This window comes from Streptomyces sp. NPDC058872 (assembly GCF_042743065.1).
In the GTDB taxonomy this organism is placed as follows: Bacteria; Actinomycetota; Actinomycetes; order Streptomycetales; family Streptomycetaceae; genus Streptomyces.
This window is the reverse complement of the sequence record NZ_JBHYMK010000020.1, coordinates 84682-107150: the sequence shown is the minus strand read 5'-3', so window position 1 is coordinate 107150 and position 22469 is coordinate 84682. Positions and strand designations below refer to the sequence as shown.

18 protein-coding genes are annotated in these 22469 nt (G+C 69.2%); 3 read left to right on the top strand and 15 right to left on the bottom strand.

Annotated features, from left to right (window positions below; genetic code table 11):
• Positions 1-121: 121 nt before the first annotated feature.
• From ACFW22_RS15690 to ACFW22_RS15670, 5 genes are read right to left on the bottom strand one after another with little or no spacing between them, the layout of a single operon-like run.
• Positions 122-829, bottom strand: coding sequence for an ABC transporter ATP-binding protein (locus ACFW22_RS15690; RefSeq protein ID WP_384878779.1), 708 nt, complete (start codon positions 827-829; stop codon positions 122-124).
• Complete coding sequence (locus ACFW22_RS15685) at positions 826-1587, bottom strand: ABC transporter ATP-binding protein (protein WP_384878782.1); 762 nt, start codon at positions 1585-1587, stop codon at positions 826-828. The genes ACFW22_RS15690 and ACFW22_RS15685 overlap by 4 nt, the downstream gene beginning before the upstream one ends.
• Positions 1584-2561: a branched-chain amino acid ABC transporter permease gene (locus tag ACFW22_RS15680; protein WP_384878785.1), complete on the bottom strand. Its 978-nt coding sequence runs from the start codon at positions 2559-2561 to the stop codon at positions 1584-1586. The genes ACFW22_RS15685 and ACFW22_RS15680 overlap by 4 nt, the downstream gene beginning before the upstream one ends.
• Complete coding sequence (locus tag ACFW22_RS15675; RefSeq protein ID WP_384878787.1) at positions 2558-3436, bottom strand: branched-chain amino acid ABC transporter permease; 879 nt, start codon at positions 3434-3436, stop codon at positions 2558-2560. Before ACFW22_RS15675 ends, ACFW22_RS15680 begins: the two co-directional genes overlap by 4 nt.
• A 1-nt stretch (position 3437) precedes the next feature.
• Complete coding sequence (locus ACFW22_RS15670; protein WP_384878790.1) at positions 3438-4610, bottom strand: ABC transporter substrate-binding protein; 1173 nt, start codon at positions 4608-4610, stop codon at positions 3438-3440.
• Positions 4611-4913: 303 nt separating this feature from the next.
• On the opposite strand from ACFW22_RS15670, the gene ACFW22_RS15665 reads away from it, so the two are divergent.
• Complete coding sequence (locus tag ACFW22_RS15665) at positions 4914-6542, top strand: carboxylesterase/lipase family protein (protein ID WP_384878792.1); 1629 nt, start codon at positions 4914-4916, stop codon at positions 6540-6542.
• Between the two features lie 139 nt (positions 6543-6681).
• Entirely contained in the window at positions 6682-8979 is a 2298-nt protein-coding gene (locus ACFW22_RS15660; protein ID WP_384878794.1) for a carboxylesterase family protein, read from the top strand.
• 118 nt (positions 8980-9097) lie between these two features.
• Here the strand turns inward: ACFW22_RS15660 and ACFW22_RS15655 are convergent, their stop codons facing one another.
• The 8 genes from ACFW22_RS15655 to ACFW22_RS15620 all read right to left on the bottom strand — a co-directional run bounded on the left by ACFW22_RS15655 (position 9098) and on the right by ACFW22_RS15620 (position 18700).
• Positions 9098-9937: a PaaX family transcriptional regulator C-terminal domain-containing protein gene (locus ACFW22_RS15655; protein ID WP_384878797.1), complete on the bottom strand. Its 840-nt coding sequence runs from the start codon at positions 9935-9937 to the stop codon at positions 9098-9100.
• A gap of 112 nt (positions 9938-10049) precedes the next feature.
• On the bottom strand, positions 10050-10820 hold the full coding sequence (locus tag ACFW22_RS15650) for an Asp/Glu racemase (RefSeq protein WP_384878800.1): 771 nt from the start codon (positions 10818-10820) through the stop codon (positions 10050-10052).
• A gap of 9 nt (positions 10821-10829) precedes the next feature.
• Positions 10830-11735, bottom strand: coding sequence for a fumarylacetoacetate hydrolase family protein (locus ACFW22_RS15645; protein ID WP_384878802.1), 906 nt, complete (start codon positions 11733-11735; stop codon positions 10830-10832).
• 188 nt (positions 11736-11923) lie between these two features.
• Positions 11924-13030, bottom strand: coding sequence for a cupin domain-containing protein (locus ACFW22_RS15640; RefSeq protein ID WP_384878804.1), 1107 nt, complete (start codon positions 13028-13030; stop codon positions 11924-11926).
• Complete coding sequence (locus tag ACFW22_RS15635) at positions 13027-14052, bottom strand: carbon-nitrogen hydrolase family protein (RefSeq protein WP_384878806.1); 1026 nt, start codon at positions 14050-14052, stop codon at positions 13027-13029. Before ACFW22_RS15635 ends, ACFW22_RS15640 begins: the two co-directional genes overlap by 4 nt.
• 32 nt (positions 14053-14084) lie before the next feature.
• Complete coding sequence (locus tag ACFW22_RS15630; RefSeq protein WP_384878809.1) at positions 14085-16454, bottom strand: FAD-dependent monooxygenase; 2370 nt, start codon at positions 16452-16454, stop codon at positions 14085-14087.
• 94 nt (positions 16455-16548) lie between these two features.
• Positions 16549-17046, bottom strand: coding sequence for an acyl-CoA thioesterase (locus tag ACFW22_RS15625; protein WP_384878810.1), 498 nt, complete (start codon positions 17044-17046; stop codon positions 16549-16551).
• A 22-nt stretch (positions 17047-17068) separates the two neighbouring features.
• Entirely contained in the window at positions 17069-18700 is a 1632-nt protein-coding gene (locus ACFW22_RS15620) for an AMP-binding protein (RefSeq protein WP_384878813.1), read from the bottom strand.
• Between the two features lie 470 nt (positions 18701-19170).
• Between ACFW22_RS15620 and surE the strand changes: the two genes are divergently transcribed.
• Positions 19171-20076 carry a 5'/3'-nucleotidase SurE gene (gene surE, locus ACFW22_RS15615; RefSeq protein WP_384878815.1) on the top strand — a complete coding sequence of 302 codons (906 nt, stop codon included), beginning with the start codon at positions 19171-19173 and terminating at the stop codon, positions 20074-20076.
• Between the two features lie 82 nt (positions 20077-20158).
• On the opposite strand, the gene ACFW22_RS15610 is transcribed toward surE, so the two are convergent.
• Together ACFW22_RS15610 and ACFW22_RS15605 are read right to left on the bottom strand one after the other, a co-directional pair.
• A complete protein-coding gene (locus ACFW22_RS15610; RefSeq protein WP_384878818.1) occupies positions 20159-21214 on the bottom strand; it encodes a tartrate dehydrogenase in 1056 nt (351 codons plus the stop codon).
• Positions 21215-21271: 57 nt separating this feature from the next.
• Positions 21272-22165 carry a LysR family transcriptional regulator gene (locus ACFW22_RS15605; protein ID WP_386403753.1) on the bottom strand — a complete coding sequence of 298 codons (894 nt, stop codon included), beginning with the start codon at positions 22163-22165 and terminating at the stop codon, positions 21272-21274.
• Positions 22166-22469 lie beyond the last annotated feature (304 nt).

Below are 22469 nucleotides of genomic sequence, written 5' to 3'. Positions count from 1 at the left end.
TCCTGTGATCAGCATGTGTCCGTGCAATGCGCACGTCTGGATGTTACACGTGTAACTTCGTGTCGACCAGGGCCGCACACCGACAACCACCAGGCGATGCCGTCGCGATCCGGTCGGCCGGTCAGTCGACGCCCAGCAGACGCCGCCGGTCCTCGGGACGGGAGGCGAATTCCGCACAGGCCGTTTGATGGACGATACGGCCCTTCTGCATGACCGCCACGTTCCGGGCCACGGACAGGGCGAGCCCCAAGTTCTGCTCGACGAGGAGGACCGACATCCCCTGCACGCCCACCTCACGGATCGCCTCGCCCACGTGGGCGACGATCGCGGGAGCCAGACCGTCGGACGGTTCGTCGAGCAGCAGCAGGCGTGGATTGCCCAGCAGGGCCCGGGCGATCGCGAGCATCTGCTGCTCTCCGCCGGAGAGCTGGTTGCCGCGATGCCCGAGCCGCTCCCCCAAGCGGGGCAACAGGTCGAGGACGCGGTCCCTCGTCCACGGGCCCCGCACCGGGCGCCGGGAAGCGATCGCCAGGTGCTCGGCCACGGTCAGCGGAGCGAAGACACGACGTCCCTGCGGAACGATTCCCACCCCGGCCCGGGCTATCACGTCGACGCGGGCCCCGGCGATCTCCCTGCCGTCGAGGGCGACGCTGCCTCCGTACGGTCGGACGAGTCCCATGACGGTCGAGACGAGGGTGGTCTTCCCAACCCCGTTGCGCCCGAGCACGGCCACGATCCCTCCCTCTTCGAGGTCGAGGTCGATACCGTCCAGGACAACACCCCCGGCGTAACCGGAGCGCAGGCCGCGCACGCTGAGGAACGGCTTCACGAGGTCACCCCCACGGTGCCGAGGTAGGCGCTCTGGACCTCGACGGAGGCCCGCACCTCGCCAGGCGACCCCGTCTTCAGATGTCTGCCGAGGTGCATGACCGTCACCGTGTCGGCCAGCTCGAAGACCATGTCGAGGTCGTGCTCGATCAGGAGCACGGTCACGTCGCCGGACAGGGCGGCGAGCAGTTCTGTGAGCCGTGCCGTCTCAGCCGGAGACATTCCGGCAGCCGGCTCGTCCAGCAGCAGCAGTCGGGGTTCGGTGGCCAGTGCCACGGCGACCTCCAACTGCCGCCGTTCGCCGTGCGAGAGGGCCGCCGCCAGGGCGTCGTGCCGGGTGGGCAGACCGACTCGCTCGAGCAGTGCGTGCGCCCGCCCGATCGCCGCGGTCCGGGCACTCACCTTCCGCCAGCCACCGAGCCCCGCACCGGGCCGGGACAACACGGCGAGCAGGACGTTCTCCAGCACCGTCTCACGGAGGAACAGACTGGAGTGCTGGAAGGTCGCCGCGACACCGAGTCCGACCCGGCGGTCCACCGGCAGCCGGGTCATCTCCTGCCCGTCGACGACGATGCGTCCGGCACTGGCCGCCAGCGTTCCGGAGATCAGGCCGAACAGGGTCGACTTTCCCGCCCCGTTCGGACCGATGATCGCGTGTCGCGCCCCAGCCCGCACCGTGAGGCAGACGTCGTCCACGGCCCTGAAGGACCCGAAGTCCTTCGATACGTGGCGCAGTTCCAGGAGACCGAGATCTGTCACGCCGTCCTCTTCCGGGTCAGTTTGGACGGGAGCCGTACGCCGGCCAACCCGCGGGGCAGTGCGTAGACGGCGATGACGAACAACAGTCCGAGCAGCAGTGGACCGCGTCCGGCGACGGCTTCGAGGTTTCCGAGGTAGTCACGCGTGAGCCAGATGAGCGCGGCGCCGGCGCAAGCCCCCCACATCGATCCGGAGCCGCCGATGACGACGGCCAGCAACGCCAGGGCGGCAATCTCGAATCCCGCGTCGGCAGGCGAGACGAACCGCTGCACCGACACCCAGAGGGCCCCGGCGATACCGGCCAGTGCCCCTGCGCCGCAGTAGACCGTCAGGGCGTAGCGCCGGGTGGGATATCCGATCGCCCGCATCCGGGACTCGTTGTCGCGGATTCCGCGCAGGGCAAGAGCGAACGGCGTCGAGCCCAGGCGGGAGACCGCAGCGAAGAGCAGCAGGAACACCACCAGAACGTAGAAGTAGACCAGCCCGTCGAGCTCCAGCGCGGGCATGCCGGGCAACGGCACGACGGGCGGGATGCCGGATATGCCGTCGGTGCCGTTCGTCAGCGACTTCCCGTTGACTGCAGCGCTGTGGGCGATCTCGCCGATGGCCAGCGTCAGCATCAGGAACACCACGCCCCGGGCCCTCACCGCCAGCCATCCCGTCGGCACGGCCACCAGCGCGGCGACGCCTGCGGCGATGAGGAGTTGGAGGATACCGACGTCGGTCAGCCGCGTCGCCACGTTCGCCGCCGCAAAGGCACCGACGCCGAAGTACGCCGACTGGCCGAGGGTCGGCAGTCCGGTCAGGCCGGTGAGCAGGTTCACGCTCAGGGCGAGGAGGCCGAACACCAGGATCCGCGACAGCGTACCGATGGCATACGGGCCCAGGACGAACGGAGCCGCCACGAGCCCGACGACGCCGACGGTCTCCGACAGTCTCCGTGCGGAGGACCGGGAACATCCGGACGGGCTCATGCGCGCACCGCCGACGAGACCAGGCCGGACGGGCGGACGGCGAGCACGGCCAGCATGGCGCCGAACAGCAGGAAGGGAGCGTACTCCGGGAGCAGCGCCACTCCGAGTGTCTGCACCTGGCCGATCAGGAGCGCGCCGACGAGTGCACCGCGCACGGATCCGAGACCGCCGACCACCACGACGACGAGCGAGAGCACGAGCACGGTCTCGTCCACGCCGGGCCCGGGGCCCAGGATCGGCGCCCCGAGGACACCACCGACCGTGGCCAGGGCCGCGCCGAACGCGAAGACCCCGTAGAGCACCTTACGGATGTCGACGCCCAGCGCACGGACCATGTCCCGGTCGGCAACGGTCGCCCGCACCAGTGCCCCGAGCGAGCTGCGTTCGAAGACCAGGTGCACGACGAGCGCGAGACCGGCCGCCACTCCGATGAACACCAGCCGGTAGACAGGATAGGCGTGGCCGAAGAGGCCCACCGTCCCGCGCAGTGATGTCGGCGGGTCAGTGGGCAGCACCTCGCCGCCGAAGACCGCGGCAAGGAGGTCAGCGCCGATGAAGGTGATACCGAGCGTGAGCACGGCTTGGTCCAGGTGTCCGCGCCGGGCCAGCGGCTGGGTGAGGAACGTGAGCGCTGCTCCGCCCGAGGCACCCACCAGAACACCGGCGGCCAGCGCGAGGAGCAGGCCCCCCAGGCTCCCGTCGGACAGGACGTAGGCCACGTAGGCCCCTGCCAGGTAGAGCGTGCCGTGCGCGAGGTTGAGCACGTCCATCATCCCGAAGACCAGGGAGAGGCCGACCGCGATCGTGAACAGCAGCAGACCGAAGGCGACTCCGTCGATGATGCTGACGAAGTTGCCGTCCAACCATCCGGTCACGTCAGCCGCCCAGCCGGCCGAGCTCGGAGCGGACGGTGTTGGCGCCCTGCTTGACCTCACGCAGGTACCAGGGCTGGATCGGCGTACCGCCGCTGTTGAACCGCCAGGTTCCGCGCGGGCTGTCGATGTCCCCCACCTTGGCTATGGCGGCGTTGACCGTTTCCGGGGTCACCGTGGAACCGGCCTCCTTGATCGCCTTGTCCAGCACCTGCGCCGCGTCCCATGACGCCATCGCGTAGGTGGTCGGAGCCGACCCGTAGGCGGACGCGTATGCCGGGGCGAACCGCTTGTTGGTGACGTTGTCGAGGTCCGCGCTGTAGTTGAGTGCGGTGAGGATGCCGTCGGCTGCCTCTCCCTGTCCCTTGAGCACGCCGCCCTCGGTGAGGAAGCCGGGCGCGTAGAGCGGGATCTTGCCGGCCAGTCCGAAGTCCCGGTACTGCTTGACGAAGTCGACGGCCGCACCGCCGGCGTAGAAGCAGAAGACGGCCTTCGCTCCGGACCTCTCGATCTGTGCGAGGTACGGCTGGAAGTTCTTGGTCCCGGGGAACGGCGTGTAGACCTCCTCCCCCGCAACCGTGCCGCCGGCCGGAAGGAGGGTGGACTTGAAGCCCTCCACCTCGTCCTTGCCCGCCTGGTAACCCGCGGCGATCAGGAAAACGGGGCCACCGGCCTTCTCCGCCACGTACTTGCCGAGCGCCTTGCCGGGTTCGTCGTTGATGTACGAGGTGCGCCAGATGTACGTGGTCCCGGTCAGCGTCGTCGGCGAGGCGTTCGAGCCGACGAGCGGGACCTTGCTGGTCTCGAACAGGTCCTTGACCCCGTTGATCGTTGCCGAGCTCACCACTCCGCTCACCGCCAGGACCCGGTCCTGCTTGACCAGCTTCTCCGCCGCGGCCTTGCCCGAGTCGGCCGTCTCCCCCTCGTCCGCGACCACGATCTCCACCTCGCGCCCACCGAGTCGGCCGCCGTGCTGTGCGACGTAGAGCTCGAAGCCCTGCTTCATGTCGTCACCCAGGGCCTTGTAGATCCCCGACCGCGGGACGAGGAGCCCGATCTTCACGGGCCCGCCCCGCTTGTCACCGTCGGACCCGAGGCTGGCGCCTCCACATGCCGTGACCAGTGAGAGGGCCACCGCCACGGCGATCAGACCAGCGGGACGAAAACGACCTGTCATGGAAACTCCGTACGTTGTCAACCAGCCCTGGAGGGACGGATGTTGCTGATGGGAGTGCTTGAAGAGCCCTGGGCGAGAGAAGCCCGGCCGCCAAGGGGGCCTGGTCGCCAGTTGAGGGGCATCAGAAGTGACACGTGTCTATCGTGCATTCATAACGATCGTCAAGATATCGAGAGGTTGCGAGTCGCCCACACTCTTCCCTCTTGACTCCACCCCCATGCGTGCCGAAACACTAACCATCGTCAATTTAACGCAATAGCATCTGAGTGTCCGGGCGCTTGCCCGGCCAGGGAGTGAAGCACCATGACCGACGAACCATCGCGACGCAAGCTCCTCAAGAACGGCGGGGTGCTGGCCGGCTCCACGCTGCTCTCCGGCCTGTCCGGTGGGCGACCGGCACAGGCCGCCCCGCGCACCGACGAACCCTCACCCGTCGTGGACCTGCCCACGGGCGGACTGCGCGGAAGCACAGAGGACGGCCTCACCGTCTTCAAGGGTGTGCCCTACGCGGCCCCGCCGATCGGGGCGCTCCGATGGCGGCCGGCCCAACCCCACCCCGGCTGGCAGGGAACCCGCGACGCGACCGTCTTCGGGCCGAGCGCACCGCAGCCCTACCGGGAAGGAGGCGACCAGGTGCTCGGGACACATGGCGCACCCCCCTTCGACGAGAACTGTCTCACGCTCAACGTCTGGACGCCCGGCACCGGCGACGCCAAGCGACCGGTAATGGTGTGGATCCACGGCGGCGGCTTCGTCTCCGGATCCGGATCCCTGCCCATCTACTCCGGCGAGACCTTCGCGCGCAATGGCGACATCGTCGTCGTCACCATCAACTACCGACTCGGGCCGCTGGGATACCTCTACTTCGGCGAGGAGGGCGCCGGCGGGAACTTCTGGCTCACCGACCAGCTCGCCGCCCTGCGGTGGGTACGGGACAACATCGCCGCGTTCGGCGGCGACCCGGAGGACATCACCGTTGCCGGCCAGTCCGGCGGCGCGCTGTCGGTCGCGGCCCTGGCCGGGGCCCGGCCCAAGGGGCGCCCGCTGTTCCGGCGCGCCATCCTACAGAGCCCGCCACTGGGGCTAAAGATCCCCACCCGCACCGAGTCCCTTCAGCGCACCGCCGCGTTCCTGGACATCCTCGACGCGAAGAACGTGGCGGAACTCCGGGCCGTGCCCTGGCCCCGCCTGATCGCCGCTACCTTCGAGATGTTCGGCCGCACCGCACGGTGGGGATACTGGTCGACGCCGTTCCTGCCGGTTCTCGACGAGGTCACACTGGACCGCGACCCCGCCGAGCTGCTGCTCAGCCGCGCCGGTGCGGACATCGATGTCCTGATCGGCTGGACCAGGGAGGAGGCGAACTTCGCCTTCGCTCTCAACGAGCAGTACGCGTCCGCGACCACGGACCAGGTGCTCGCAAGAGTCCGGGACACCTTCGGGAACCGGGCGGTCCAGGCGTACGCCGCGTACCAGGAGGCCCGGCCGGGCGCCCGGCCGGTGGACGTGCTCATGGATCTGATCACCGACGACCTGTTCCGTATGCCCGCTCTGGCGCTCGCCGAACGGCGGGCAGCTCGCGGCCGGCCGGTCTGGGCGTATCAGTTCGATCTCCCGACGCCTGCCCACGGCGGGCAGCTCGCGGCCGCACACTGCCTGGAATTGCCCTTCGTCTTCGACAACTTCGACAAGTGGTCACAGGCCCCGTTCCTGACAGGGCTCAACACCCGGGTCCGTGACGGTCTCGCCGCGACCATGCACTCCTCCTGGATCTCGTTCATCCGCACCGGCAACCCCAACCACGGCCCCATGCCGCGCTGGGACCGCTACGACCGGGATTCCCGCACCACGATGGCCCTCGACTCGGTCACCACCGCCGTCGACGACCTCGCGGGCTACTGGCGACGCCTGCACCTTCCGGCAGCGCCGTAGCCCCACCCGTCAACCTCCGGACGTTCCGCAGAGCGGGACGCTGGATCTGGCGCGAACCACTCACGTGTGCTAGACAGAAACCAGAATAGTTACACGTGTAACATTCCGTGTTCGTGCCGTTGGAGTTGCGGAGCTCTTGATGTTCACCTCACCCGAGCAGCTGCCGCTCCCCTTCTCCTGGGCCGACCAGGAACCCCGTCTGGTCGGCCGCCTCTCGGCTCTGATCCACCTGGACGCCTCGAACCCGTCGGGCGGCGAGATCGCCGTCGCGCGCTGCCTCACCCACGAGCAGCCCCGCGCGGGCATCGCGGACACCGTCCTAAAGTCCGGGCCGGGACGGGCCAACCCAGTCGCCCGGCTGTCCGGGTCGGGGCGGAAGCCTCCGCTCATGCCGTCGAGCCACACCGACGTGATGAGCGGAGGTCCGACGGGTGGAGTCGTCCACCCCTTCGTCCCGCTGGCGATTTCGGCGGTCTCCACGCTCGCCGAGGCCCTGCTCCGCTTGCGCACGTTCGCTCCGGAGTCGGTGCCGCATCCGACCTCGCGCCGGATGCCGAGCACCGTGGCGGACCTGTACCCGGGCGCGGAGGCGATCGAGCGCCTGCTGGAGGAACGCACCTGGGCCCGTGCGAGCAGCCTGCTCATCGATCGCGTCCAGCTGAGTGCGTCGTCGCCCGCACCTTCCCCGACACGAAGGCTGTCGGATTCTTTCAGTCCGTGGGTGACGCGGACATCATGCGGCTCATCCACGCGCCCGACGGGCATGCCCGGATCGCCGACCTGGCGGTCGGCGGGACGTGCCTGCTCGACGCGGTCCTCAGACTCTCGACATAGAAGGAGCAATGCCATGGGTATGGTCATCGAGACCCGGACCGGCAAGATCGAAGGCACAACGGAGAACGGGCTGTCGGTCTTCAAGGGCATCCCGTACGCCCTCCCACCGGCCGGCCCTCTGAGGTTCCAGGCGCCGGCCCCGGTCCCCGCCTGGGACGGCGTCCGCCCGGCCACGTCTTTCAGCTCGGCACCGCCACAGTTGCCGCTGGCTCCAGGAATGCCCCCTGCCTGGCGACCGGAGGACGGCCTGGACTGCCTGAGTGTGAACGTATGGACCCCGGGAGGCGCAGGTGACCGGCTGCCGGTCATGGTGTGGATCTACGGCGGAGGGTGGAAGACCGGCTACTCCGGGGATCCCAGCTACGACGGCGCGGAGCTCGCCCGGGGCGGCGTGGTCATGGTGACCTTCAACTACCGGGTCGGCTTCGAAGGATTCGGGTTCGTGCCGGGGGCGCCCGCCAACCGGGGCTTCCTCGACCAGGCCGCGGCACTCACGTGGGTGCGCGAGAACATCGCGGCCTTCGGCGGCGCCCCGGACAACGTAACGGTCTTCGGCGAGTCCGGAGGAGGCGCATCCGTCGCCGCCCTCCTGTCTGCGCCCGCCGCGCGCGGCCTGTTCCGCCGCGCCATCGTCCAGAGCATGGCCGGGCGCTTCCTGCCCGAGGAGGAGGCCCGGAGGATCGCCGTGATGACGGGGGAAGCGGTCGGGGTGGGTCTCGACGGTCTGGCCTTCGTGCCGCCGGAGGCTCTGCTGGCGGTACAGGACGTGGCTCTGCCCGCGATGCGGGCGGAGCCGGCGAACTGGACGACTCCGGAGGCGATCACCGCGTTCTCGCCCGTCATCGACGGCCTCACCGTGGTCGACAAGCCGTGGCTGGCCATCCGCTCCGGGTGCGCGCGTGACGTGGACCTCGTCTCCGGTTACACGCATGACGAGTTCACCCTGTTCGCCATGGAGCGCGGCCTCGTCAAGATCGGACTCGGCGCGATGGCCAGGGCCGTGCCCATGATGCTCGCGACGGCACGCGCGGGATTCCGCGAACGGGCTTCGCGAAGGCTGGCGCAGCCCTCGGCGAAGTCGGCGAAGATCAGGGACCTCGACCTCGGAGTCGTCGCGGAGGAGTTGGGGCTCGGCCGTCAGGCGGCGGCCGAGTACCGCGTCGCCCACCCGGGCCTGACCGACTCCCAGCTGTACGTCGCCATGTTCTCGGACGCACTGTTCCGGATGCCTGCGACGTGGTTGGCCGAGGCACACGCCGCGGCGGGCGGGCGGGCGTGGCTGTACGACTTCACGTGGAGCAGTCCTGCCTTCGGCGGGGCCCTCGGTGCCTGTCACACCGTGGACATCCCGGCGACCTTCGGCCACGCACGAGGGGCTCTCTCGGGCTTCCTGTTCGGTGGCAAGGCCCCGTCCCAGGACTTCACGCGCCTGTCGGAGCAGCTCCGTGCTTCCTGGCTTTCCTTCGCCGCCTCAGGGGATCCCGGCTGGACCCCCTTCACGACGCAGCACGCGGCGACTCGTCTCTGGGACGTCGAACCGTCTGTCGTCGAGGACCCGCTCTCGGCGTCCCGCCGAATCTGGCACAAGGAGTCCGGTCTCTGACGACGAGGGGAGCGAATCCGGGCCCGGAAGGCTCCGGCGGAACGCGGTCTCTCTGTTCTGCCGGAGCCTGCCGGAAACCCCGGCCACGAGCGGACCCAATGGACAAGTGGAGCAGCCGCTACGACTCGGGCGTGACCTCTGCCAAGCCGGAGACCTCCTGGACGTGCAGCAGGCTCGGTGGGGCGAGTGCCTCGTGCAGCTGCTGGAAGATCCGGCGTGCGGCGACAGCGTTCCAGTCCGCGGGGAGCAGCCCGCTCGGCAGACCGGGATCGAGGTAGGGCAGCCGTCGCCACTGGGTGAGCATCGGAATGTAGTGGCGGAACGCCTCGCCGCCGTCGATGTCACGCCGGCGCGGGAGGTCGGCGGCGACGGGGCCGTACTCCTCGGTGAACGTGGCGTACTGCGCCTGGATCGCCGGGAAGTCCCACCACGAGCTGACCGTCCCGGGCAGGTCGCTGAAGGCCGCATAGTCCGCAGCGAACAGATGCACGTAGTCGCTCAGCCCGCGCCGGACCAGCATCTCGCGGGCGTCCCCGAGGAGCCGACCGGGGGCCAGCCACACGCCCGGAGCGATGTTCCCGAACCCCAGCCAGGTCAGCCGGGTGCGCAGCTGGTAGCGGTACGCACGCTCGGACTCCGGTACGGAGAAGACGGCCATCGCCCAGCCGTCACTCAGCTTCGCCGGTTCCAGGCTCCCGAAGATCCGTCGGTCACCCTCGTCGAAGACGGGCTGCGCGGCCTCGCTCAGCCGGTAGCCCGTGGCACCGCGGCGTTCCGGTTCGAGGACGCCCTTCTTCTTGAGCCGGGAGATCGCCGACCGCACCGCCGGGCCCTCGACGTCCAGTTCGGACATCAGGGTGATCAGGTCGGCGACGGAGATCCAGCCGCCGAGGCGGCGCAGGAACGCCCCATAGACCGTGTTGATCAACGAGCTGGGCCTGAGGGGACTGTCCGCCATGATCGCCTTCCGTCGCATGCGGTCGCGATCCTACCGAGCCGGGCGGACGGAGAATCGTCCGGGCCCGGTTCACGGTCGGCCGGGTGCATGGCGACGGGCCGGCGGGTCATCCTCACTCCGCGTAGGCGCCCGACAGCAGATGGCCTGCTCCGGGGGCCACCGCCGGAAGCTCCAGGGCGCGCAGCATCTGGTGGGCCGTACACACGGCCGCGGAGACGACGGGCTTGCCGAGGAGCTGCTCGGCTTCCTCGATGGCTCCCAGGGAGGGCATCTGAACACAGGCCGACAGCACGACGGCGTCGGCGTCGGCGTGGTCCAGGGCCTTGGCGATCCCGGGAAGCCTCGCCGGGTCGTGCGCGGCGACGTCGAGGTTGCCGGGGATCTCCAGGGCGTGGTAGTCGAGCACCTCGATGCCCTCGTGGGTGAGGTAGTCGACGACGGTCTTCGTCAGCGGGCGCATGTACGGGGCGATCAGGGCGATCTTCTTCGCCCCGAGTGTGTTCAGACCGTGGACGAGGGCTCCGGCGCTGGTGACGACCGGGGCCGGGGCTCCGTTCTCGGCCGTCCGCCTGTGCAGGCGCTCCTCGGACCTGCGATGGTAGCCGAGGCCCATGCTCATGATGGCGACGAGACAGGCGTAGCCGAGCACGTCCACGTGCGCGTCGGAGAGCTCGACGGCACAGCGGTCGGAATCGGCGTCCATCGCCTTGAGCTGCTCGGGAGTCACATGGGTCATGCGCATCCGGCTGGAGTGGAAGGTAAAGCGTTCCGGCGCGATGGATTCCCGGGCTCGCAGGATGGCCGGGACTTCGGTCTCCATGGTGACGTTGGAGCTCGGCACGATCTGGCCGATGCGGTGCGTGGAGTGGACGGGACGGGGCATGATCGCTCCTCAGCGGGCGTCGACGACGGGGTTGGTGAGGGTGCCGAGGCCCTCGACGGTGGCCTCGACGGTGTCACCGGGGTGCAGGAACTCGGGCGGGACCATGCCGGCTCCGACACCCGCGGGCGATCCGGTGGCGATGACGTCTCCGGGTTCGAGGGTGACGCCGGAGGAGATGTCGGCGATGAGGCGGGCGATGGGGAAGAGCATGTGCCGGGTGTTCGACTTCTGCTTGGTGACGCCGTTGACGCGCAGTGAGAGGTCCAGAGCCATGGGGTCGGGGATCTCGTCCGCGGTGACGACCGCGGGTCCGAAGGGCGCATAGGAGTCTTGCCCCTTGGAGAAGAACCACTGGCCGGAGCGGCGCTGGTCGCGGGCACTGATGTCGTTGACGATGCTGTAGCCGAAGATGTGGTCGTACGCCTCTTCCTCGCTCACCCGGAAGGCGGTGCGGCCGATGACGACGGCGAGTTCGCACTCCCAGTCCAGCTGCGTGGTCAGGTCCGCGTTGTGCAGGATCGGCTGACCGGGGCCCGTGACGGCCGTGGCGGGCTTGCTGAAGAGCACGGGGCGGGCGGGCCGCTCCTTGTCGGTGTCGAGGCTGCGGCTGGACTCCTCGACGTGTTCCACGTAGTTCAGTCCGACACCGATGATCTTGCCCGGGCGCAGCGGGGCACGGAGCGACACGTCGTCGAGCCGGTGCACGGCATCGGCCGGCCACGCCGCGGGGCCACCAGCCAGGAGACGAAGCGCGGCGTCCCGAGCGGTCGCGCCTTCCTCGATGAACGACTTCAGATCCAGGGGCAGTTGCACGTCGGTCGGACCGGCCAGGGTGTCGAGGTCCACGACGAGGTCGTCGACCTGCGCTCCCAGGCGCTCGGGCGAGTCGTTCAAGGTGTAGGTGACCAGTCGCATGAACGTTCCTTGTATGTGATGGGAAAAGGGCTGACGCAGAGGAGGGCGAGGCGGCGGCAGAGCTCAGGTCGCTCCACCACCGCCCCCGGTCCGGGGCGGTGCGGGGGCAGGAAGGCCGCACCCGGCTCGGTGCCCCGCCGTACCGGTGCCGGTGTCAGGGCCGGCGGCGTCCGGTACGGCGGAGCGGTTCAGGCGGTGGGCTGTTGCCCGCCGTTGTCGGTGTACGCCTCTTCGCGGTGGAAACCGAGGGAGCGCATCACGGGGAAGTCGTTGAACGAGAAGAGGCAGGCATCCTCGTTCTGGTCGAGGTTGGCGTGCTCGTGCCAGGCCCAGGAGGGGACGCAGAAGATGTCGCCCTGCTTCCAGTCGAAGCGGCGGCCCGCGATCACCGAGTAGCCGCGCCCCTTCGCGGCGGTGTAGATCACCGAGCCGGTGTGGCGGTGGGCTTGGGTGGCCTGGCCGGGGCGCAGCAGCTGCATGTGGGCGCCCATGGTCGGCATCACCGATCCGCCGGTGACGGGGTTGGTGTACTCCATGATGACGCCGTCGTACGGAGAGCCGTCTGTGGCCTTGGCGAGGTTGAGCAGGGCCTGGTATGTGGGTTCCCACGGGTATCCGAAGACCGGGGAGTAGGGGCGGGTCCACTTATCCATGCCGTACGGGAGCAGGTTGCCTCCGTAGCTGAGGACCGAGGAGTTGACGACCTTTCCGGGGGACTGGTAGAGCTCCGGGTGGACTTCGTAGAAGCCCGCGTCCAAGGCGTTGACCAGGGGGATGTCCAGGCCGTCCTGCCAGATGACCGGGGCGTCGTCGGCCTCGTTGCCGTGCTCGTGCCAGGTGCCGTTGGGAGTGATGGCGAAGTCTCCGGGGCCGACCCTCAGCTTCTGGCCGTCGACGATCGTCCAGGCGCCGGTGCCCTCGTGCACGAAGCGGAGGGCGGCTGCCTGGTGGCGGTGTGCGGTCATTGCCTCCCCCGGTCCCATGATCTGCAGGCCCGTGTAGAGAAGGCCGACGGCGGCGCTGACGTCCCTGCGGCCGGGGTTGACCAGCATGACCACACGGCGGCCGGCGTCGTCGGCCTTGACCAGGGGAAGGGCCTTGCGGACCAGCGGGCGCAGCTCGTCGTAGCGCCAGAGCACGGGGACGGACGCGGGCTGCGGGTACCAGGGCTCGATGTCGTTGGCGACCGTCCACAGGGCACCTGCGTCGAGTTCGGCCAATTCGTCGTAGTACGAAAGCAGTTCGGGGCTGTCGGCCACACGGGCGCGACCGAGCCGGTCGTCGTCATGGGTCATGCTTCCTCCTTCGGGATGGTGGTGTCGGCGGGAGTACCGTCCGCCCGGGCCCCCGAGGCGTCGGCCGCGAGGGCCAGGGGGGTGCGGGGGCGGTTGTCGACCTGGAGCTGGAAGATGTCGAAGCGGTTGTAGTGGCCGACGATGTCGTGCATCTGCTTGGGCTGGATGCACTTGGCGAGGTCGATGTCGGCGTAGACGATGCCCTCGTCGTCGACGAGGGGTTCGGTGACCGGTCGGCCGTCGGGGCCGAAGATGCCGGACAGGGCGCTGCGGGGCCGGGCGAGCACCTTGCGGACCTCGGCGTCGTCTCCGGCGATCAGATCGACGATCCCCGGGGAGATGGTGGAGCAGGCGACGACCGAGAAAACCTTGCCCTCGAAGCTGTGTGCGGCGGTGCGCACCGCGATCGCGTCCGCCATGTCGTATTCCTCCGGAGCGACCGGCAGGGCGATGTAGCTTGCGGTGTGCACCAGTTCGCCCTGGGCGAGGAGGGTGAACCGGGCCAGCGTGTTGGTGTTCTCCCCGCAGGCCAGCGCCCCGAGCGGGCCAACGGCCGTTTTGTGGACCTTCAAGGAGCTGCCGTCGCCGCCGGTCCAGGTGAGCTTCTCGGCCCAGGTGGGCACCAGCTTGCGGTGCACGCCGAGCAGTTCGCCGTCGGCGCCGATGACGAGCAGGGTGTTGTAGAGCACGCCGAGGCTGTGCGCGGCCCGCTCGTTGACGCCGATGACCAGCACCACGCCGGCCTGACGGGCGGCCGCGCGCAGCGTGTCGACGTGCGGTCCGGGGACGTCGATCGAGGAGCGCTGGAGCCGTTCGAACCAGGGGGAGCCCTGGACGGGGTTCATCGTCCAGTTCCAGTAGGGGTACCCGGGGACGAACACCTCTGGGAAGACGACGAGTTCGGCGCCGTTGCCGGCAGCCTCGTGGATGAGGGACACCGCCTTGTCGACGGTCGCGGCGGCATCGAGGTAGACGGGAGACGCCTGGACGGCGGCGGCGGTGAAGCGGGGAAGATGGTCCATCGGTTCCTCCGTTGCCGTTGGTGAAGCCGGGATCAGCACGCCGCGGTGACAGCGAGCGGCCGAGCCGGGGGCATGGGTATCCAGCGCCGGCGGACGGGCGCGACCGCCTCCCGCAGCAGGTGCAGGCGGGGCGGGACGCGGTCGCCGCGCGGCCCCGGGGGCTTGCGGCTGCCCGGCCGCCAGGGCTCGGGCCAGGAAACGCCCGGCCCGGTGTAGTCCTGCTCGGCCGCGGCATGCAGGGTCCACAGCGGGTCGTAGAGGTGGGCGCGGCCGACGGCGACGAGGTCGGCGCGGCCCGCCAGGATGATCGAGTTGACGTCGTCATGGGTCGAGATGGCGCCGACAGCGATGGTCGGGATGCCGGTGGCATTGCGGATCAGGTCGGCGAACGGGGTCTGGTAGCTACGCCCGTATGCCGGCCGTTCGTGGGCGACGACCTCGCCGGTCGAGACGTCCACCGCGTCGGCCCCGGCGGCCGCCAACGCGCGGCAGATCGTGACCGCATCGGCCTCGCTGGTGCCGCCCTCCGCCCAGTCGCTGGCGGAGATCCGTACGACCAGGGCCTTCTCGGCGGGCCATGCTGTGCGGACGGCGGTCAACACCTCCAAGGGGAAGCGCAGACGGTTGGCGAGAGTGCCGCCGTACTCGTCCTCGCGCGCGTTGGTGAGCGGGGAGAGGAAGCCGGACACGAGGTGGCCGTGGCCGAACTGGAGTTCCAGTACGTCGAATCCGGCGCGGTCGGCCCGCACTGCCGCGTCGGCGAAGTTCGTGGTCACGGTCGCCAGCTCGGCTGCGGTGGCCTCCCGCGGGACGGGGGACTTCTCGTCCCACGCCAGGGCCGAGGCGGCCAGGGTCGGCCAACCCTCCCCTCCCAGCGGCAGGCCGACCCCGTCAGGACCGGGAACCGCGGTGGATCCGCGGCGCCCGGCGTGGGTGAGCTGGATGCCCAGCGGCGTGTCGGAGACCGTCCGGACGGCCTGGACGATCGACGCCCATCCCGCCTCCTGTTGGTCGTTCCACAGGCCGGAGCAACCTGCGGTCAGACGGCCGTCCGGGCTGACGGCCGTCAGCCCGGTGAACACCAGGCCGGCTCCACCGAGGGCTTGGGCGGCGAGTTGGGCGTGCTCGAACCCGCCGGGCTGTCCGTCCACCGCGGTGAACGTCGCCATCGGGGGCACGACGATGCGGTTGCGCAGCGTCAGACCGCCGAGCCGCATCGGCCGGAACATCGGCGGGACACCGTCGCCCTCGCCGACAGCGGCGTCGACGGCGTCCATGAAACCGGTGTCCCGGGCACGCAGATTGTCGTAGGTGACCCGTCGGCTGCGGGTCAGCAGATTGAAGGCGAACTGGTCAGGGCTCTGGCCGGTGTAGCGGCCGATGTTCTCGAACCACTCGAGGCTGGCCTGGGCCGCACGCTGGACGGACTCGACCGCGGGCCTGCGCTCGGCCTCGTAGGCGACCAGGGCCTCGGCCACCGTGGGGTTCTCGTGCAGGCTCGCGACCAGTGCGAGCGCGTCCTCCATGGCGAGCTTCGTGCCCGATCCGATGGAGAAGTGCGCGGTGTGGGCGGCGTCGCCCAGCAGGACGACGTTGCCGTGGCTCCAGCAGGCGGTGCGCACCATGGAGAAGGTGATCCACTTCGAGGCGTTGGGGATCAGGCGGTGCCCGTCGAGGTGGTCGGCGAGAATCTCCTCACAGCGCCGCACACTGGCCTCGTCGGTCTCGCCACGGGCGAACTCACGGTCCGCGAGGGTCGCGAAGCCGGCCCGCCGCCACGCCTCCTCCTCCATCTCCACGATGAAGGTGGACCGCTGGTCGTCATACGGATAGGCATGGACCTGCATGACGCCGAAGTCCCGTTCCTCGACGATGAAGGTGAACGCCTCGAAGACCCGGTCGGTAGACAACCACATGTAGCGGCACTTCCGCTCGTCCAGCACGGGCCGGAAGGTCTCGGCATAGGCCTCCCGGGTCGCGGAGCGAATGCCGTCGGCGGCGACCACCAGGTCGTACTCCGTCGAGAGCCGATCCACCGGCGGCGCCGGCGTGCCGTAGCGCACGTCCACACCGAGCTCCACGCAGCGCTTCTGCAGCATCTCCCGGAGGCGGTTGCGGTCCAGCGCGGCGAAGCCGTGCCCTCCGGAGGTACGAACCTCACCGCCGTAATGGATGTCGATGTCGCTCCAGCGGGCGAACTCCGAGGACATCACGGCGAACACCTCGGGATCGCCTTGCGTGATGCCGTCCAGCGTCTCGTCGGAGAACACGACGCCGAAGCCGAACGCGTCATCACGGGCGTTGCGCTCCCAGAGCGTGACCTCCCACTCCGGTGAGAGCTGCCGGGCCAGGGCGGCGAAGTAGAGACCGCCGGGCCCTCCTCCGATGACTGCTACACGCACGGTGTTCCTCCAAGTGGTTCCGAAAGAGAATCTATGTCGTAAAACTTGCGTCCGTCAATAAATTTGTATATTCGGCTTGGCGCACCATGCCCGATCACGCGAAGAGCTCTGGAGCCTGCGGCCCCGCCTTCGTCAGGACCTCTCGCACCTCGCCGGGCCAGGCCGCGGACTCCGTGGCGTGCGAAGCCGAGTGGGCGATCACCATGCGCCCGAGAGCAGCCACTTCCGCACCCTCGTTACGGACGGTGAAGGCGTAGTGCAAGGAACTGGTCCCGACCTTGACGACCTTCAGCTCGGTACGGACGGTCTCGCCGAACCACAGCCGGGCCCGGTAGTCGGCCTCGAAGTGGACACGTGGCGTACTGCCGAAGAGGTGGGACAGCCCCAGGCGCCGCAGCAGGACGGCCTCGGCCGCCTCGACCCAGCGCACCACGGTGGAGTGGTGGTAGTGGCCGGCCGCATCCGTGTCGAGCCATTCGACGCGCCGCTCGACGACCACACTGGGCAGATTCCGCGTGGCGGCGTCGGGGCATCCGGCGGCGCAGCTGCCCGTCGGCCCGGAGTCCGTCGGTCGGGTGCTGGAGATTTCCATGTTCATTCCTTTCGTTCGACTGCTAGCCGGCGGCGGGGCGGGACTGGGCGCGCTTGCGCAGCTCGGCGCGCTGGAGCTTTCCGTTGCTCGTGCGCGGGAGGTCGGTGACGAACTCGACGGCGCGCGGGTACTTGTAGGGCGCGACGGTCCGCTTCACGTAGTCCTGGAGTTCCTTGACCGTCGTCTCGTCGGGAGCGACACCGGGGCGCAGGATCACGTATGCCTTGACCAGCATTCCGCGCTTGTCGTCCGGGGCTCCGACGACGCCGCACTCCTCGACGTCGGGATGAGAGGCGAGCGCCTTCTCCACCTCGGGGCCGGCGATGTTGTAGCCGGAGGAGACGATCATGTCGTCACTGCGGGCCACGTACCAGAAGTAGCCGTCGGCGTCGCGGATGTAGGTGTCGCCGGTGATGTTCCAACCGTTCCTCACGTACACGGTCTGCCGTGGGTCATCCATGTACCGGCAGCCCGTCGGGCCGGTGACCGCTAGAAAGCCGGGCTGCCCGTCCGGAACGGGATTCCCTGCTTCATCGACCACCCGGGCCCGATACCCGGGAACGGGCCTGCCCGTTGAGCCGGGGCGTATGTCGCCGTCGGAGGCCGAGATGAACACGTGGAGCATCTCGGTGGCGCCGATGCCGTCGATGATGCGCAGTCCGGTGGCGGCGTGGAACTCCTCCCACACGGCCGCCGGCAGCGCCTCCCCGGCGGACACACAGCGACGCAGGCCAGCCAGTCGAGACACCGCACCGGACGCCATGATCGCCCGGTAGGCGGTGGGCGCCGTGAAGAGCACGGTGACTCCGTGTTCCTCGACGAGGTCGACCAGCTGTTGCGGTCCGGCCTGCTCGATCAGCAAGGTGGCCGCGCCCACGTGCAGCGGGAACACCACCAGTCCACCGAGCCCGAAGGTGAAGGCCAGGGGTGGAGTCCCGGTGAAGACGTCGTCGCGGCGGGGTCGCAGGACGTGACGGGAGAAGGTGTCGGCGTTGGCCAGTACGTCACGATGGAAGTGCAGGGTCGCCTTCGGTCGCCCGGTCGTTCCCGAGGTGAAGGCGATCAGGGCAACGTCGTCCGCAGCGGTGGCGACGGCGGTGAACCGCCCCTCCTTCGCGGCGCAGCGCGCGACCAGGTCGCCCTCGCCCGGGCCGCCGTAGGCCAGCACGGCGGGACCCTCGTCGCCGGTGACGGTGAGTTCGTCCAGGTAACGGTGGTCGCACACGGCGACGGTCGGCCGGCCGATCTCACAGAGCTCCGCCAGCTCGCCGGCCCGCAGCAGCGGCATGGTGGTGACGGCGACGCCACCGGCCTTCAGGACTCCGAGCCACGTGGCGACGAGCCAGGGATTGTTGGGTCCGCGCAGGAGGACCCGATTGCCGGGGACAAGGCCGAAGTCCTCAGTGAGCACTTGGGCGACCTGGTTGGCACGTCGCAGCAGCTCACCGTATGTCCACCGGTCCGTGGGAGTCAGCAGACAGGGCCGGTCGGGGCCCCAGTGCCGGACGGCTTCATCGATCAGCCGCTCGGCGCAGTTGAGCCGAGCGGGGTAGTTCAACTCCGGCAGTTCGAAGCGCAGTTCGGGCCAGAGGGAGAAAGGAGGGAGGCGATCTCGACAGAACGGATCGACATGAGCAGACGGGGAGAGCTCCATGGGGCGGCACCTCAATCTCGGGGGCAGCGGGGAGAGTGCAGCAAGTATCTCGCTAAATTTTCGACCGTCAATGATTCGCGATACTCGACTTTGTTAACAGCGCGTTGCGCAACCAGCCGACGGACACCCGGGGGGCGGACCCCGACCCGCTGATTACACGTGTAACACGCTAGACTCCACCCAGGCGAAGCTCAACCATTTCGGACAAAAATCAGAAACGTGACCTCACGCACCCACACCACCGAGAGCGTCGAGCACCGCCCAACAAGCCTCACGCACGGGACCACAAGGTGACCTTCGACCCCGTCAAGCCACCCGACGACCCCCGCCTCTAGCCGGGACCCTGGGCCGCGTGCTACACAATGCCCCATTCATGTAACACGTGTAACTCCCCCAGTGGAACGCACTCCGAGCGTCGTACACCCGCCCGGTCCCTCCGCTTCACCCTCCCTTTCTCCAAGGAGCACGACATGAGACGCAAGCAAGTCATGCCGCTGGCCGCCCTCCTGATGTGCACGCCCCTCCTCTCCGGGACAGCCCCGGCAGCGGCGTCATCGCAGCACGCGCCTTCTGGTCCGCTGCGGATCCTGCTCACCAACGACGACGGCTACGACGCCCCGGGCATCCGCACGGCCTTCCAGCTTCTGACCGCCGCCGGGCACGACGTCACCATCGTCGCGCCGCTGACCAACCAGAGCGGGACCGGGACGAAACTGCTCAGCGGCCCGACCGTGACGGTGAAGCATCCCGCGCCCAAAGTGTGGGCCGTCGACGGCACCCCGGGCGACTCGGTGGCCTTCGGGCTCTCCGAGGTCTTCGAGGGAAAGGCCCCCGACCTGGTGGTGTCCGGCACCAACTTCGGCCCGAACGTCGCGGGGCTCGCCACCCACTCCGGTACGGTCGGCGGGGCCGTGGCCGCCCTCGAGTACGGCGTGCCGGCCATCGCACTCAGCACCGGCGGCTTCGCCGCCCCCGACCCTGTCGCCACGGTGAACGCCATGCGCCCCACCGTCGACTTCGCCGTCAAGCTCATCGATCGGCTGCGGGACCGCTCGGGCTCCGGCCCGCTGCTGCCCCAGGGCGTCGGGCTGAACATCAACCACCCGGTCGTGGGAGCGGACGGCACGGGAACCGCCGCCGGCGTCACCATGACCTTCCAGGACCCCCAGCAGCCGCTGACGCCCGACTTCACCGACGGCGGGGACGGCACATGGAAGGTGGCGGTGAGGTTCGCGCCGCGGCCTCCCGCCAAGGGCGGCGACGTGGAGGCCGTGATCGCGGACAAGGTCGCGATCAGCCCCATCTCCGCCGACTGGAACACCGGACCGGCCCGCTTCGCCGCCACGAGTGCCCTGCTCGCCGGCCTGCGGCTCTGATACAACCCTGCGCACACGGAGGGCGGAGCTCGCGTGCGCTCCGCCCTCAGCGCGGCCTACGGCGGCAGGTCGCAGCGCCTCGTCACAGGTGTCGCAGGACCTCGGTGGTGAATTCGGTGGTGGAGGCGGAGCCGCCGAGGTCACGCGTCCGCACCGAGGTGGTGGCCAGAACGCGGGCGATGGCGTCGGTAATGTCGGCTGCCGCCCGGGGGTGGCCGAGGTGGTCGAGCATCATGGCGGCGGACCAGATCGCTCCGATCGGGTTGGCGACGCCCTGCCCGGCGATGTCGGGGGCCGACCCGTGGACCGGCTCGAACATGGAAGGATACTCACCGCCGGGGTTGAGGTTGGCGGACGGAGCGATGCCGATACCGCCGGCCATGGCCGCTGCCAGGTCACTCAGGATGTCCCCGAAGAGGTTGGACGCAACGACGACATCGAAACTGGCGGGGTCGAGGACGAACTTGGCGGCGAGCGCGTCGATGTGCTCCTGGCTCCAGCCGACCGCGGGGTATTCGGCGGAGCGCTCGGCCACCAGTTCGTCCCAGAACGGCATGGTGTGCACCATGCCGTTGGACTTGGTTGCCGACGTGAGACGACCGCCGCGCCGCTCAGCGAGTCCGAAGGCGAAGTCGAGGACCCGTGTCACTCCTGGCCGTGTGAACACGGCCTGCTGCACGGCCGTTTCATCGGGACACCCGCGGTTCGTCCGACCACCGATCTCGCTGTACTCGCCTTCGGTGTTCTCCCGGACGACCACGAAGTCCACGTCTCCGGGCGTGGCCGCGCGTACGGAGCTGGGCAGACCGTCGAACACGCGGATCGGGCGGAGGTTCACGTACTGGTTGAAGGCCCTGCGTATGGGGATGAGCAGCCCCCACAGCGAGACGTGATCGGGCACCCCTGGGTACCCGACCGCGCCGAGCAGGATCGCGTCATGACGCCGGAGCCGTTCCAGGCCGTCCTCGGGCATCATCGATCCGAGACGCAGGTACCGCTCACAGGACCAGTCGAACTGCTCATAAGTGAACGCGACGCCATGGGTCTTCCCGACGGCCTCGATGACCTCGCGGGCCGCAGGGAGGACTTCGGTGCCTATGCCGTCACCGGGTATGAGGGCGATGCTGTGGTTCGTCATGGTCCGCATTCCAGCAATCAGGCGCCGCTCGGGTCCAAGACGTATCGCCGATGTGCCTTATAGGCGGTCCCTATGAGTCGGTGGAACGGCGATCTCCAGGAAGGCGCGGGCAGCAGGCGTGAGCTGCGCCTTCCGGCTCACCAGAATGTTGTGCTGGCAGGAGGCCGGCTCCAGATCAAGGACGAGGGCTCCGGTCCGCTCGGACAACTCGGCCCAGGATTCCGTGACCACCGCCAGCCCTACCCCCGCCAGCACCAGGGGTAGGAACGCCATGCGGTGTTCCGTCTCCACCGCGATGTGAATGTCGATGCCTCGCGCTCTCAGGTCGTCCACGTAAGCGCGGATCCCGGTCCCCCGCTGCCCGACGATCAGCCGCTGCCCTCCGAGCTGCTCGCGTTGAACCGGCTGCCCCGCCGGGAAGGGGCCATCCAACGGGGTGACCAGGACGAGCCTATGATCCCCGACGTGGTACGGCACGACGTCCGTGCTCGGCAGCGGCGACGAGGTAGTCAGCAATCCGAGTTCGCAGCCTCCGGTGCGTACCGTGTCGATCACGTCCGCTGAGGTGAGGGCGGCACGCAGGCTGAGCGACACCTCTGGATAGCGGTCGGCGAAGCACCGGGCCATGGTGCTGAGTGGTTCGACCATGGGCGAGGCCATCACGGCAATGTCCAGGCGCCCGCCTCGCAGTTCACGGACGGCGCCGACACTGGCTCTGGCCAGTTCCAGCGCGTGCAGGGCTTCGCGCGCCGACGGAACCAGGGCGCTGCCGGCCTCGGTGAGGACCGCCTTCCTGCCGATCCGGTGAAACAGGCTGCCGCCGACGTGGCGCTCCAGAGCCCGGATGGCCTGTGGCCGGGACGGCTGGGACACATACAGCGCGGCGGCAGCACGGTTGAAACCACCGTGGTCCACGATGGCGAGGAAGTACTCGAGCTGCCGGAAGTCCATGCTCAGCGTCGCCGGTCGTCCTCGACGAACCACCCGTCCCGTCACCTCCGCGCTGGAGGAGACCTACCGCGAGGGCGGGGGAACCCGATCCGATGACGGGCGTTTCCGGTTCGGTGCACGGGACGAGCCATGCCTGCCGGATGGCGGTGGCCGGCTGCGCGTCGGCGTCGGCGTCGGCGTCGGCGTCGGCGTCGGCGTCGGACCAGCCAGGCGCACCAGGGGCGCCGCACTGCACCGGATGGTGCACGAGGTTCTTTGTGACCACTGCATGCCCCTCTCCCCGATTCGGCCGTGCCGTGGCCTT